At 59.5% G+C, this 12,316-nt stretch carries 14 protein-coding genes and 2 pseudogenes; 6 read left to right on the top strand and 10 right to left on the bottom strand.

Annotation, left to right across the window (positions count from 1 at the left end):
• Positions 1 to 535: 535 nt before the first annotated feature.
• The 4 genes and pseudogenes from IRZ56_RS22715 (at position 536) to IRZ56_RS22705 (ending at position 1,989) form a co-directional block, all read left to right on the top strand.
• Positions 536 to 877: a transcriptional regulator gene (locus tag IRZ56_RS22715; protein ID WP_328305071.1), complete on the top strand. Its 342-nt coding sequence runs from the start codon at positions 536 to 538 to the stop codon at positions 875 to 877.
• 1 nt (position 878) lies between these two features.
• Positions 879 to 1,196 carry a helix-turn-helix domain-containing protein gene (locus tag IRZ56_RS22710; RefSeq protein ID WP_196146997.1) on the top strand — a complete coding sequence of 106 codons (318 nt, stop codon included), beginning with the start codon at positions 879 to 881 and terminating at the stop codon, positions 1,194 to 1,196.
• Between the two features lie 174 nt (positions 1,197 to 1,370).
• Positions 1,371 to 1,730: pseudogene (locus tag IRZ56_RS23215) on the top strand (transposase); the annotation flags it as partial.
• Between the two features lie 58 nt (positions 1,731 to 1,788).
• Entirely contained in the window at positions 1,789 to 1,989 is a 201-nt protein-coding gene (locus tag IRZ56_RS22705; RefSeq protein ID WP_196146996.1) for a hypothetical protein, read from the top strand.
• Positions 1,990 to 2,148: 159 nt separating this feature from the next.
• Here IRZ56_RS22705 and IRZ56_RS22700 read toward each other — a convergent pair whose 3' ends face one another.
• The 5 genes and pseudogenes from IRZ56_RS22700 to IRZ56_RS22685 form a co-directional block, all read right to left on the bottom strand.
• Complete coding sequence (locus IRZ56_RS22700; RefSeq protein ID WP_196146995.1) at positions 2,149 to 2,817, bottom strand: isochorismatase family protein; 669 nt, start codon at positions 2,815 to 2,817, stop codon at positions 2,149 to 2,151.
• Positions 2,818 to 3,225: 408 nt separating this feature from the next.
• A complete protein-coding gene (locus IRZ56_RS23550; protein WP_419183264.1) occupies positions 3,226 to 3,894 on the bottom strand; it encodes an ATP-binding protein in 669 nt (222 codons plus the stop codon).
• A gap of 57 nt (positions 3,895 to 3,951) precedes the next feature.
• Positions 3,952 to 4,038, bottom strand: a pseudogene (locus IRZ56_RS23545) (hypothetical protein); the annotation flags it as partial.
• Positions 4,039 to 4,628: 590 nt separating this feature from the next.
• Complete coding sequence (locus IRZ56_RS22690; protein WP_196146993.1) at positions 4,629 to 6,440, bottom strand: DAHL domain-containing protein; 1,812 nt, start codon at positions 6,438 to 6,440, stop codon at positions 4,629 to 4,631.
• Complete coding sequence (locus IRZ56_RS22685) at positions 6,437 to 7,402, bottom strand: cytochrome-c peroxidase (protein ID WP_230386202.1); 966 nt, start codon at positions 7,400 to 7,402, stop codon at positions 6,437 to 6,439. Before IRZ56_RS22685 ends, IRZ56_RS22690 begins: the two co-directional genes overlap by 4 nt.
• 207 nt (positions 7,403 to 7,609) lie before the next feature.
• Between IRZ56_RS22685 and IRZ56_RS22680 the strand changes: the two genes are divergently transcribed.
• The gene (locus IRZ56_RS22680) at positions 7,610 to 8,974 is read left to right on the top strand and encodes an HD domain-containing phosphohydrolase (protein ID WP_196146991.1); all 1,365 of its coding nucleotides are present in this window, start codon (positions 7,610 to 7,612) and stop codon (positions 8,972 to 8,974) included.
• Positions 8,975 to 9,003: 29 nt separating this feature from the next.
• On the opposite strand, the gene IRZ56_RS22675 is transcribed toward IRZ56_RS22680, so the two are convergent.
• From IRZ56_RS22675 to IRZ56_RS22665, 3 genes are all read right to left on the bottom strand, one after another.
• Complete coding sequence (locus IRZ56_RS22675; protein ID WP_196146990.1) at positions 9,004 to 9,303, bottom strand: hypothetical protein; 300 nt, start codon at positions 9,301 to 9,303, stop codon at positions 9,004 to 9,006.
• A gap of 251 nt (positions 9,304 to 9,554) precedes the next feature.
• Positions 9,555 to 10,145: a hypothetical protein gene (locus tag IRZ56_RS22670; RefSeq protein WP_196146989.1), complete on the bottom strand. Its 591-nt coding sequence runs from the start codon at positions 10,143 to 10,145 to the stop codon at positions 9,555 to 9,557.
• Between the two features lie 317 nt (positions 10,146 to 10,462).
• Positions 10,463 to 11,134 (bottom strand): polysaccharide lyase family 7 protein, encoded by a 672-nt coding sequence (locus IRZ56_RS22665; RefSeq protein WP_196146988.1) that lies wholly within the window; start codon positions 11,132 to 11,134, stop codon positions 10,463 to 10,465.
• A gap of 252 nt (positions 11,135 to 11,386) precedes the next feature.
• Between IRZ56_RS22665 and IRZ56_RS22660 the strand changes: the two genes are divergently transcribed.
• Positions 11,387 to 11,575, top strand: coding sequence for a hypothetical protein (locus IRZ56_RS22660; RefSeq protein WP_196146987.1), 189 nt, complete (start codon positions 11,387 to 11,389; stop codon positions 11,573 to 11,575).
• 30 nt (positions 11,576 to 11,605) lie between these two features.
• Here the strand turns inward: IRZ56_RS22660 and IRZ56_RS22655 are convergent, their stop codons facing one another.
• The gene (locus tag IRZ56_RS22655; protein ID WP_196146986.1) at positions 11,606 to 12,019 is read right to left on the bottom strand and encodes a DoxX family protein; all 414 of its coding nucleotides are present in this window, start codon (positions 12,017 to 12,019) and stop codon (positions 11,606 to 11,608) included.
• 95 nt (positions 12,020 to 12,114) lie between these two features.
• Positions 12,115 to 12,316 (bottom strand): hypothetical protein (locus IRZ56_RS23210; protein ID WP_230390500.1); only part of this gene is annotated, 202 nt, incomplete at its 5' end.

Here is a 12,316-nt window from a genome sequence, read left to right as displayed (position 1 = left end):
GTGTGTAGAGGACTTTCACCTCCAAGTCACCCACTCGACCACCACAGCCAAGCAGGTTGCGCTTGCGCGCAACGCGCCATGCCTGGCGCACATATGAAAAGCCCGCACGGAGCGGGCTTCCTTATCCAGCATCAGAGGCTGGAGTACTTGTCATCCACCTTGCGCTTCTCGATTGTGTAGCGCTCCAGATCGATCTCTTTGGTCGCGAGCCTGGTGTCGAGAGTGTCCATATCCCGGCGCTTCAAGCTGGCTACGTGAGCCCTGGTCGCCTGGTAGTTGATGGACTCTGCGGCGTTGTAGTTGGAAACATGTTGATGATGTACGTCTTGACGAGCCAGGCCCTGAATTCACCAAGCGCTGAGTTTGGGTATGCGAAGGATGGCTGAGGGTTGCTCTTGGCCTGGGGGTAGTACAGGGGGTACTCGATAGTCGTATTCCGCCCATAGGCTTATCGTATTCCTCGAGGGCAGGCCTATGCGCGCCGCTGACCCAGCAGGAATGGAGCGACATGTCAGTGTGGAGCCGTCAGTGATTTATGATTTTGGTTGCCCTTGGTGCGGGAATCCCGTACTTTTGGCTTATGCGTACAGTGATAGAAACGCCAACATTCCAAAAAAACGCCGCCAAGCTTTGGTCTGATGACGAACGCGTGGCGTTCGTCGATTGGATCGCAGCCAATCCCTTGGCCGGTGACGTAATTCCCGGAGCAGAGGGAGCGAGAAAGGTACGTTGGGCGCGCACAGGCTCGGGCAAGTCTGGCGGTGCAAGAGTGATTTACTTCAACCTGACAGAAGATGAAATTGTGTTGCTGATTACGGTCTATGCAAAGGCCGAGCGCTGCAACATGAGCCCAGCTGAAATCAGCAAGGTGGTGTGACATGCGTGACATTGATATTGAAGCTGTTGCTAAGGCCATTGAGGCTGATGCGGGTGAGGCGATGCCTGATCTGCGTCAAGCGCTCAAGGAGGCGAAAATGGGTGCCGGGCGAGTCACTACGCCCGAGCAAATCTTGGTGCGGCAAGCGCGTGAGCGCTCCGGTCTGACCCAGGCCTCTTTTGCCGAACGTATCGCCACACCAGTGGCAACCCTTCGCGATTGGGAGCAAGGTCGCTTCGTGCCGCCTGGTGGTGTGCTATGTCTGATGCGTCTGATTGTTAAGCACCCTGAGTTGTCGCAAGAACTGGCTGCCCTGTGACCCATCAATAGTGGGGAAACCGACATCCCAATGCACTCAGGCTTTGTCTATCGCCGGTCCGGAAGGTCGGCGGTGGCAGGCTAGGCGCCATATGAAAACCTTTGAAACGCTGCCAGGGCCTCTGGAAGCCCGATTTTCCGTAGAGTTCTCGCCTTTATAAGCGAAGAATTCTGCCTGCCCAAGCGATACGAACTTACCGGCGTAGACTGGAGGATAGTCGCTGATGATAGGCAGATGTTCAATGGCGTGTTGTGGATGCTTCGTTCCGGCGCCGCATCGGAGCGATTCGGGTTTTGGTCCACGGCCTATCAGCGCTTCCGATCGGCGAAACCAGGGCATTTTCAACAAAATGCGTAAGCGCCTACACATCAAACTCAACGCCTGATCGACTTGAACCCATGGTGCATTGATTCAACGGCAGTCAACGAGGCCTGGGGCTCATCTGGAGCAGGCCAGAAGCGGGGCAGAAGAACTAATGGACCAGCGCTTGGAAATGAGCACTGCGTGAGAAGCTGTCGTCGCGACGCGCTCCATGACCAGAAAGCCTGCGCGGGTTTTCTTGGTAGTGGACGGGTTTTCTAAGGAGGCGCGCATGCTGTGGTTCGGAACCGACAAGGCCAGGTTCAAGGTTCAACGGCGAATCATGGGCGTCGTTCTGTTGGTCGCAATTTTCTTTTTGGCCGTTCAAATCGAAGCGTATTTCTCAAGAAACGCCGCTGCCGGGGATGTGTTGGACGGCATCTTTCTCACCGGCTTTGCTGGATGCATGTTCTACCTTGCGGGCAAATGGTGACTTGCATCAAACGACTGGTACCCAGTTCGATCAGCCCTCGACCTCCATTATTCAAAACCCCGTAGATCCAGGCCTACGGGGTTTTTATCCGCTATCGCAGAAAGCCAGGTTGTTCCCCACCTATCGGTATGTGTTCCGACCCAAGGGCTGCAACCTCCTTCACTTATATTTATCGAGCTTGGTCTCCGGGCCGCTCTTGGCGATCTCCTGCGCTTTGCCGTAACTTTCGATCAAGCACTTGTATTCAGGGCAGACATGCTCCGCCAGGATTTCTGCGAAACGCGACCCTTCGGCTCTGTTCCACGTGCGCATCAGTTCAGCGACGATCGCGAAGGTATCGGTAGGAATCGCCCCTGCTTGGGTGACGCGGGCGATGGTCGTATCGGTCGCCAGCTTGCTCCAGTTCCCGGAGGCATCGACCACGCAATACGCTTTATAGCCTGCCTGCACAGCGCTGATGGCAGGAAACGCCATGCACACGCTGGTGAGCGTGCCGGCGATGATTAGGGTCTTGCGCCCCGTCTTCTCGATCGCTTCTACGAAAGGCGGGTTGTCCCAGGCGTTGATCTGGCCTGTACGGGGCACATAGACCGCATGAGGCGCGTACTGGTGGACTTCCGGAATCAATGGCCCGTTAGGGCCATCCGGCACGGATGCCGTGGTAATGACCGGAATGTTCAGTAGGGTGGCCGTTTTGGCAATGGCGATCACATAGTTGCGCAGGTCGGGAATGGGAACATCGCGGACCGTGTTGAACAGCCCGCTCTGATGGTCGATAAGCAGGATGACGGCGTCATCCGGGTCTAGCATTCCGTTGGTAGAAGTCATGCTGACACCTCGCAAGCCTAGGGTTGTGTTCGCCGCTCTCGGGAGCTTGAGAGCATCAAAAAAGTAGACGCGCTATACCTGTTGCGCAAGCGAGGGTGGCCGGTGCAGCTGGATCGATCGTGTTCGAGGGAGACTGCAAAAAGGCTACTCGCCAGCGCTGAAAGTGAGAAGGCTATGCTGAGAAGAGGCCCACCTCAGGAGATCTCCCATGGCCAAGTGCAAGAAATGCAACGAGGACCTGCCATTCGAGCCAGACGAACGCACGGATGGGCAGCGGGTGCAGTGCCCACATTGCAAGTCGCGGTACACGACGCGCTGGGTCGCGTCTTTTCCTGGCGCGCCGTTGAGCTATGAGCTGGTTCCATCGGAAGACTGACCAGGCTGCCGCAGCCCGTCAGGGCCGAGCCATCATGCTGCAGGCCGGCTCTGGCGCAGCGGCAATTGCACGCGAAACGTGGTGCCAGCTCCCACGGTGCTGTTCACGGAAATATCCCCGCCGTGTTTTTTCACGATGCCGTAGGACAGCGACAGGCCAAGCCCTGTCCCTTGGCCGACCGGCTTGGTGGTGAAGAACGGATCGAAGATCTTCGGCAGCACCTGCGGTGCGATACCCGCCCCGGTGTCGGCCACTTCGATCCATACCGAATCGCCCTGTTGGCCAGTGCGCAGGGTAATGGTGCCGCGTTCCGGTCCCATGGCCTGTGCGGCATTGACCACCAGGTTCATGACCACCTGGTTGATCTGCGAGGGCAGGCACTCGATGTCGGGAAGTGGCTGATATTCCTTGATCAGGTCCGCCTTGTACTTGAGTTCGCTGGCCACGATGTTCAGTGTCGATTCGATGCCTTGTTGCAGGTTGGCCCACTGCCATTGCTGCTGGGTGTCGACCCGGGAGAAATCCTTGAGGTCCTTGACGATCTGGCTGACGCGGCCAATGCCTTCCTTGGACTCCCTGATCAGCAGCGGAATGTCTTCAAGCAGGAAGTCCAGTTCGATCTGTTCGCGTAGCTGCCGCAAGCGCTGTGCGGTGTCGCTGTCGCCTAGGGCCGTTTCCGCGGTGCGGTAGGCGTCGAGCATGCGCGACAGCTGCTGGAAATAGCCGTCCAGCGTGCCGAGGTTCGATGAAATGAAGCCGATCGGGTTGTTGATTTCGTGGGCCACGCCCGCTGCAAGCTGGCCGAGGGAGGCGAGTTTTTCCGATTGCACCAGCTGGCTCTCCAGCTGTTTGCGTTCATCGATCTCGCTTTGCAGGGCTTCGCTGGCTTGCCTGAATTGGGTGGTACGCTGTTCGACCAGTTGCTCCAGGCGGTGCATCTGCAGGCTGGCGCGTTCGGTCATTTCCCATTTCGTCAGCAGCGTATTGGCCATTTGCTGCACTTCGATGTTGTCGAACGGCTTCTTGAGGATCAGCAGGCGATCGTGCGCTTGCAGCCGATCGAGCAGTTCGTCCCAGGAATAGTCGGAATAGGCGGTGCATACCACCACCTGCAGCTTGGGGTCGGCCTGCCACAGGTGTTCGATGGTCTTGGCCCCGTCCCAGCCATCGGGCATGCGCATGTCTACGAACGCCAGGGCATAAGGGCGCTGTTGCTGGGCGGCGAGCTTGAGTTTGCCCAGGCCTTCCTCGCCGCCATAGGCCGAGTCCAGTTCGAACGGGGGCTGTTCGGCTTTGCTGGGTTCACCGAACAAGGTCGCCTCCATGGCGTTCAGCTCGGTGGACTGGGCGTTGGCTGGGCAGAGGATCTTGCGAAAGTCGTCGTGAATCGATGGCATGTCGTCGATCAGCAAGATGCGGCGGTTCGAGAGCTCACTCATGCGTTCTCCGGGACGGTAATCAGGGGTATCTGCAGGGTGAACAATGCGCCTTGGCCGGGGCCGTCGCTGTGGGCCGTCAGGTGGCCATTCATTTCGATCGCCGCCAGGGCGCAGCTGTGCAGGCCGAAGCCGTGGCCTTCCTTGCGGGTGGTGAAGCCGTGGGCAAAGATCCGCGCCATGTTTTCCGGGGCGATGCCTTCGCCCTCGTCCTTGACGCTGATTTCCAGGGCGGCGTCGTCGACGATCCTGACGCCCAGGGTCATGGTCCGCGTGGCGTTGCCCATGTCCGACATGGCGTACTTGGCGTTGCTGATCAGGTTGATCAGTATCAGCAGCAGGCGGTGCTTGTCACCCATGATCTGGGGTACATCGCTGTAGGCCTTCACCACGGTGACGTGGTGACGGGTCAGGGCGCCGGCGTTCATGCGCAGGGCGTCGTCGAGCAGCTCATGGATGTACAGCGGTTCGACCATGCTCTTGGCCCCGGCATAGGACTGCTGAGTAGCGACCACTTCCTTGATATGGTCGATGCTCTTGGTCATTCGGCCCAGCTCTTCCATCAATGCCTCGTGCTCCTGGGCGATGGCGCCGACCAGCTGATTGAGGTAGCCGGGCAGCAACCTGCCTTTCTCGTCCTCGGTCAGGAACCGGCCAAGGTCATCGGGGTGTGCATTGACCAGTTGCATGGCCTTGCCCAGGCCCTGGCTCTTGCTGCTACGCAGCCTTCGGGTGATCAAGTCGCAGGAAATATTCACGCTGTTGAGCACATTGCCGACGTTGTGCAGCACATTGGTGGCGATTTCGGCCATCCCGGACTGGCGGGCTGCGGCCAGCAACTCGCTCTGGGCGTTCTTCAGTTCCCGGGTGCGTTCCTCGACCCGTTGCTCGAGCACATCGTTGGCAGTCTGCAGCGCGGTATTGGCCTGGTTGATCTCGCTGAAGCTGCGGATCAGGCGAATGGCCAGGACAACCAGGGAGCACATCAGCAGGACGGAAAACAGCAGCATGTAGAAGTGGTACTGCTTGTTGGTCTTCTCGCGCAGTTGCTGGTCCTGCTCGAGCATCATGGTGATGGCATCCAGGCGTTCCGCCACGGGAACGGCCTCGACGTTTTCGAGCAGGCGATTGACGATCGGCTGTTCGCGCAGGATCAAGGCGACATGGTTGCTCAGGATGTCGACCGGCGTGCGAAAGTCATCGGGCATGTCCTGAACGTTCACCGCAAGCTTGTTCAAGCCCACTTCGATCTCAGCGGCTTTTTCGGGAGAGGTCACTTGGGCGAACTCCAGGGCGCTGAGCAGCAGGTCGTAGGTGTCGGTGGCGAAATTGTGCACTTCCTGCCTGTCGGGGTCGGCCACGTTGCTCAGTTGGGCCTGGATGTCATCTTCTGCTGCCGGCAGGAAGGCCAGCGAGTTGCGCAGCAACGCGTTGTGGGACTTGAACTGTTCCACCAGTCGGGTCTTTTCCTGCATGGCCTTGAGAAAACCCTCGTGGGCATCGCTCCACTGTTGTGCGTCATTGCGCCCGTGGTCGGCCTCCAAGGCGTCGAAGCGCGCCCATAGCCGCTTTATCTCGTTGATGGGGGATACCAAGGGATCGTAGTTATGGGAGATCGCGACCCGCGCCTTGAGGATTTCGTTTTCCCATTGCGAATCCTGCTGCTTGATCTGGCGTATCAGGTCACGCGAGGTGGTGTAGGTCAGGGTCTGTTCGGAACTGGATTTGAGGTAGAGGAACATCAATGTCGAGGCCAGCAGCAATACGACGATGCTCAGCACCAGCAGGCTGACACGCGGGGAATACTTCATGGCTGGCTCTTCCATTGCCCGGTGAGCGTCTTGAGGAACAGGACGATCAGCGTGCGGTCCTCTTCGCTGGGTATGCGCCCCAGCTGGTACTGGAACATGACGTCCACGGCGCGCTCCAGGGTGGGCGCCGAGCCATCGTGGAAATAGGGCGCGGTCAAGGCGACATTGCGCAGGCTGGGCACCTTGAACACCGCACGGTCGGCATCATCGCGGGTAATATTGAAGCGCCCCAGGTCAGCCTTCGTCGGGTTGCCGCGATCGGCAATGTAATCACCGAACACGCCGAACTTCTGAAACATGTTGCCGCCGATGTTCACGCCTTGATGGCAAGCGATGCAGCCATAGTCCTTGAAGCGCTGGTAGCCGTACTTTTCGTCTAGCGTGAGTATGCCGGTGTCACCTTGCAGGTAGCGGTCGAAGCGCGAGCCGGGTGTTAACAGGGTGCGCTGGAAGTCGGCCAGGGCGCCCAGGATGTTGGCCTTGGTCACCGCGTCTGGGTAGGCGGCGCTGAAACGCTCCCGATAACCCGGGTCGTCCTTAATGCGCTGCAGCACGCTTTGCCAGTCGCTGCCCATTTCGTGGGGGCTGGTGATCACGGCGCTGCCTTGTTCCTCGAGCGTGTCGGCCCGGCCGTCCCAGAACTGGCGAAAATTCAAGGCAGCGTTGAAGACTGTCGGTGTGTTGACCAGCAGCGGGCGACCGTCGAAGCCGACCGACCGAGCGCGGTCATCGGCACCGCCATGATCGAGACGGTGGCAACTGGCGCAGGACAGGGTGTTGTTGATCGACAGCCTAGCGTCATGGAACAGCTGGCGCCCGAGCTCAATGCGCCTGGGGTCCGCTTGCGGTGGGTCGGGCAAGGGCTTGAGGGGTTGATCCAGCGGGGCGGCGATGCTTTTCGCGGCCACGGCGCAGAGCAACAGCACGACAGTGCAAAGAGCAGGTGGACGTGGATCGATCATCGGGAGCATCCGTTATCCCTGGTGATGTGCGCGTGTGCGTGCGCTGGGCGTATGGGTCGAAGCTTAGTCGCCTGGCAGGCACTTTGCCTGTTGCGGACAAGCTGCTGATTTTTCACGGCCTGTGAAAAATCATCTAGCCTGTCAGTCAAGCGCGAGCCCCTTTGCCGGGGCCGAGCCGTCACCGTCCAGTTTGCTTGAGGCCATGCCATGGAAGAGCAACCCGCCGCGCAGGCGATCTATCGACCCAAGGTGCTGCTGGTCGACGATGAGGCGTCGATCCTCAACAGCTTGCGCCGGCTGTTGCGCGGCCAGTTCTATGATGTACTGCTGGCCGACAGTGGTGCCCAGGCGCTGGAAATCATGGCCGAGCAGTCGGTGGACTTGGTGGTGAGCGATGCCCGCATGCCCAACATGGATGGCGCCACGCTGTTGGCTCACGTACGCCATCAGTACCCCACGGCCATGCGGATCATGCTCACCGGCTATGCCGACCCGACGGCGATCATCAAGGCCATCAACGAAGGGCAGATCCATCGTTACATCAGCAAGCCGTGGAACGACGACGAGTTACTGCTGGTCTTGCGCCAGGCCCTGGAGCACCAGCACTCCGAGCGCGAACGCCAGCGTCTGGAGCGCTTGCTCCGCAAGCAGAACACCCAGCTCAAGGTGCTCAACACAAGCCTTGAAAAACGTGTCGCGGCGCGTACCGCCGAACTGCAGCAAACCGCGGACATGCTCGACCTTGCGTATGAAGCGCTCAAGCACAGCTATGTCACCAGCACCGAAGTGTTCTCACTGCTCGCCAACCTGCGCCTGCCACCGGCCAAGCAGACCAATCGACAAATCATCGAGCTGGTGCGCAGCTACTGCACGGCACATGGGCTCAACGACACTGACTGCCGCGACCTCGCCATGGCCGCCGCGCTGTACAACATCGGTAAGCTAAGCTGGCCGGACAGCATGATGGTCACGCCCTCGGACCAGCTGCGCCACACCGAGCGCGACCGCTATCGCGACTACCCGAAGCAGAGCGAATCGTTGTTGATGGCCCTGGAGCCGATGCGGGACGCGGCCCATTTGATCTTGCACCATCAAGAACACTGGGATGGCAGCGGGTTCCCCGACCGGCTCAAGGGCGACGCCATTCCGTTTGGCGCGCGGCTGCTCAAGCTGGCGGTCGATTTTGTCGAGTTGCAGTGCGGTCTGGTGCTCGAGCGGCAGTTGAACAGCGACGAAGCCTTGCTGCACCTGCGCAAGTACGCCGGGCGCGTGTATGACCCTGGGCTGGTGGAGGATTTCATCGCGGTGTGCGCGGCGATGCTGAGTGATGTGACGCTTGCCGACCCGCAGGTCAGGATGCTCCCCACGGGTGAGCTGGAAGCAGGGATGGTGCTGGCGCGTAATCTCAATGCCGAAAACGGCATGCTGCTGCTCAATGCCGGCAAGGTGCTGAGCGGGCCTCTGATCGACAAGCTGATCGCCTTCGAAGAGATGGAGGGTGGCAAGTACAGTGTTTTCGTGAGGCTCCCGCCCCAGGAGGGTGACGTAGTTTTACCGAGTGATACCCAATGACCCTAGGGGCGCAGTGTGCCCCCTCGCGGTCACTTCGGAAGGCAATTGAAAGCCAATGCCTTGATCTCGCCATCTTCATCGACAGATTTCACGCCCATGCTGTCGGCGCCGAGTTCGCCCGCCCTGTTGAATGCCAGGTTGATGGCATCGTCGGCGGAGCTGCCCTGCAGGGTGAAGGTGTCGACCAGGTCGCAGGCGTTGACCGACGAGGCGGTCACCAGGTTTACCTGCTGGCCCTTTTCGGTCAGTTGGGTGGTACAGCCGGGTAGCAGGGCGGTCGCCAGCAGGGCTGCGGCAAGATGTGTCGAAGGGGCCAGGTGAAGGGGCATCGTTGGGCGTCCGTGGCTTATGTTGCGGGAGCTCCATCATCACCGATTCGAGAGTGGGTGTCTTGTATTTGCTCCGGCCCAATCGACGGCAAGCCAGATTCTACCTGCCTTGCACTGCCCTTGTAGGAGCGGGCATGCCCGGCGATTGGGCCGGCCCTGGCATCACCGATATATGGCAAGGGCTACGCCCTTGATCGCGGGACAAGCCCGCACAATGTTGCCCAGCCCAGCCCAGCCCAGCCCAGCCCAGCTCAGAGCTTGGAGACGTCCGGCTGCGCAGCTTCGACGGGCGTCTCTTCGGTGGTGGCCATCTGCGTGGGCAGATTGGAAACGGTCACGGCGTACTTGCCCAAGTCCTGTTCCTGGCGCTGGAAGTTGATCGCTACCTTTTCACCTTTCCAGGACATGACCTCGGTCAGGTAGGACGCACCAGAGCTCATCTTGATCCAACGGCTGTTCTGCTCGGCCGGTTCGCCGAACTGTTCGGTGAGCATGTCGGTAACCAGGTAGAGGCTGTTGGCATTGCCGCTGAAGACCAGCTCGCTCACCTGTCCGCCCGCCAGGGTTGCCACCAGGCTATAGCCAGGGGAGATGGGCAGGTAGGGCAGGCCGCGGATTTCGAAACGGTCCGGATCGGAGGTGGCGATGCGGCAGGGTTCGGTTGGCCTGGTCTCATCGGTAGGGCATTCGGCAACCTGCTTGAGGAAGTCGCCTTGCAGATCGATACCCAGGAACGAACTCGGTTCCTGGTCCCAGACGCGATTGGCCTGGCCTGGGCCTGCCCAGGCAGGGAGAGCGACGAGCAGGCTCGCCGAAACAGCCAAAAGGGAAAAAGGCCTCATGGAGTCCGTCCTTGGAAGGAAAAGTGGATACAGGGCTGCAGAATACTCACCCGCGCAGCGCATTCAATGCTGTCAAAGGGCTATGCCAGACGTAATAGCATTCTGCCGGTTGAGTAGGACGTTTCGGATAAGTTCAATTTTAAACTTGGAAATGTGACAGATTTCACATTTTTCGGGGCGAAGGGAGGCTTGCCAAAGGCAGAAAAGAAAAACCCGCCGATGGGGGAGGCGGGTTAAAGAACGTACGAAGCAGTTTCAGTGTGCCTATACGTTTGTCAGAAAAACGTGAAGAGCATGTTCACAATCTGTTGGGGTACCTACAGGTGGACCAGGTCAAGCTGGCTGATCACGCAAACCGAGCCATCCTCGGGCGAAGTGGTGTCGCTGTAATCCACTTGGTTATACACCCCACCATGGAAGTTGAAGATGCGCGGTCGCCACGACTCGGCCAGTTGCAAGGTAATACGTCCGGTACGCCCATTGCAGCTCGCGCTCAGCACCACGGCGCCGGAGGTAGCTACCTCGATGCTGATCTCGAAGACGGCGTTGAGCGGTACCTCCGCCAGCAGGGTGCTACTGGGGGCCGTGGCTTGGTTGAATTCAGCACGAAAGCCGTAGGTGAGCTTGCCTTTGCTCCAGAACACCTTGATGGGTGGGCTGTCATCATCCTTTACGTGCAGTTGGGCGATCACCACTTTCTGTATCGAGTTGACCTTCTCCAGTTTGAACAATTGGTAGTTGCGGTGGTTGGCCGCGCTGTCCAGGGCCCAATAGACGGCTTCTTTCCATTCGCAACGGGTGCGATGGGTGCTTTTGCTGGAAGCACCCTTGGTAGGTGCGCTCATGCGCACGGAGCCGTCGGGCAGGCGTGAAACGTAGTCGGGTAGGGTGGCCAGTGCCACGGCGCCGGTGACTTCCAGTGCGCTGGGGTCGGTGGCGGATTTGGCAACGGGGGTGGTGATGATCAGGTTGTCGATGTTCACGGCCATGCGGGTTCTCCTTGCGAAAAGACAGGTCCACACTTGTGCGAATCGGGCCAGCAGGCATGGTTCCGAAAAATGCGCCAGGGCCGGATGAACAGGCGCTCATAAAAAAGCCCGCCAGGGCGGCGGGCAAGGACGTTTTGAAGGGAGAGCTTCGACAGTAACCGGGCGGCAGTTAAGCGAGCGTTAAGTGCTGCGCGATTGACCGACGCCTGTGATCAGCCTATACAGGCGTGCCTTTATTTCGCGAGCCCTGCCATGCACGACGAAGACGACCTGCACGAGCCCGAGCACGATCATCTGCTCGACCATGAGTTTTTCGATGACGACCCCGACCCGGAGGCCGATGCCCATGGGGCATTGGACGAGGCCGAAGAAGACGAAGAGTTGCTGGATGATTTCGAGGACGACGAACACCCAGCCTGGTACGACGACGTGGACGATTGAGCCCATCGTCGCCGCGCCGGCGCGCACGGCTTAGCGGCGGTCGAGGGAGAACCGCCCGGCACCGCTCACGGCCAGCAGCAACAGGCCGCCGGTGATGCTCATGTTCTTGAGGAACTGGGTCATGTTGGCGCTACGTTCGGGGTCGACCATGTTCCAGAACGGGTGGCCGATCAAGGCGGTGCCCACCACGAACAAGGCGAACAGGAACGCCAGCGGGCGGGTATAGAAGCCGAGTAATAACAGGATGCCCACCGCGAACTCCATGATGACCGCAATGGCGGCTGCCAACATCGGGGCTGGGGCGCCGAGCGAGGTCATGTAGCCCACCGTGCCTTCGAAGCCGGTAAGTTTGCTCCAGCCGGAGAGGATGAACAGGATCACCAGCAGGATACGGGCAAGCAGAATGATGATGTCGCGTTGGCCTTCGAACAGGGAGTAGCGCATGGTGGCGTTCCAATGGAAAGGGACATTTTCACTGTAGCAGCCGCTTCGCTTTTCGCTGTGAGATTGCCCGCCAGGTTTGTCCCTCGGCCCTGAAATCACGCTGCCCCTGTGGCAGCGGCGGCGCGGCGGTCCGACTTGCCCGCGATCAAGGGCGAAGCCCTTGCCATGAAGGTGGGAATGTTGGCACCAATAAAAAAGGCGCCACCACAGACTGTGTGAAAACCTAGCAATCTGCCCGGCCCTTTAAGAGAATGCTCCGTATCGAAAGATACGGAGCATTTTTCGTTATGGCTTACA

The sequence above is a fragment of the Pseudomonas guariconensis genome (genome assembly GCF_015680235.1).
Classification (GTDB): Bacteria; Pseudomonadota; Gammaproteobacteria; order Pseudomonadales; family Pseudomonadaceae; genus Aquipseudomonas; species Aquipseudomonas guariconensis_A.
The sequence above is the reverse complement of the archived record's forward strand: the minus strand, read 5'-3'. Positions and strand labels throughout refer to the sequence as shown.

What these genes read in the sequence shown, in the direction of transcription:
- IRZ56_RS22665 (WP_196146988.1), bottom strand. Translation starts at nt 11,134, where the DNA reads ATGGCCGTGAACATCGACAACCTGATCATCACCACCCCCGTTGCCAAA.
- IRZ56_RS22710 (WP_196146997.1), top strand. Translation starts at nt 879, where the DNA reads ATGCGTGACATTGATATTGAAGCTGTTGCTAAGGCCATTGAGGCTGAT.
- IRZ56_RS22655 (WP_196146986.1), bottom strand. Translation starts at nt 12,019, where the DNA reads ATGCGCTACTCCCTGTTCGAAGGCCAACGCGACATCATCATTCTGCTT.
- IRZ56_RS22690 (WP_196146993.1), bottom strand. Translation starts at nt 6,440, where the DNA reads ATGAAGTATTCCCCGCGTGTCAGCCTGCTGGTGCTGAGCATCGTCGTA.
- IRZ56_RS22715 (WP_328305071.1), top strand. Translation starts at nt 536, where the DNA reads ATGATTTTGGTTGCCCTTGGTGCGGGAATCCCGTACTTTTGGCTTATG.
- IRZ56_RS22700 (WP_196146995.1), bottom strand. Translation starts at nt 2,817, where the DNA reads ATGACTTCTACCAACGGAATGCTAGACCCGGATGACGCCGTCATCCTG.
- IRZ56_RS22685 (WP_230386202.1), bottom strand. Translation starts at nt 7,402, where the DNA reads ATGATCGATCCACGTCCACCTGCTCTTTGCACTGTCGTGCTGTTGCTC.
- IRZ56_RS22705 (WP_196146996.1), top strand. Translation starts at nt 1,789, where the DNA reads ATGCTGTGGTTCGGAACCGACAAGGCCAGGTTCAAGGTTCAACGGCGA.
- IRZ56_RS22670 (WP_196146989.1), bottom strand. Translation starts at nt 10,145, where the DNA reads ATGAGGCCTTTTTCCCTTTTGGCTGTTTCGGCGAGCCTGCTCGTCGCT.
- IRZ56_RS22675 (WP_196146990.1), bottom strand. Translation starts at nt 9,303, where the DNA reads ATGCCCCTTCACCTGGCCCCTTCGACACATCTTGCCGCAGCCCTGCTG.
- IRZ56_RS23550 (WP_419183264.1), bottom strand. Translation starts at nt 3,894, where the DNA reads ATGCTCGACGCCTACCGCACCGCGGAAACGGCCCTAGGCGACAGCGAC.
- IRZ56_RS22680 (WP_196146991.1), top strand. Translation starts at nt 7,610, where the DNA reads ATGGAAGAGCAACCCGCCGCGCAGGCGATCTATCGACCCAAGGTGCTG.
- IRZ56_RS22660 (WP_196146987.1), top strand. Translation starts at nt 11,387, where the DNA reads ATGCACGACGAAGACGACCTGCACGAGCCCGAGCACGATCATCTGCTC.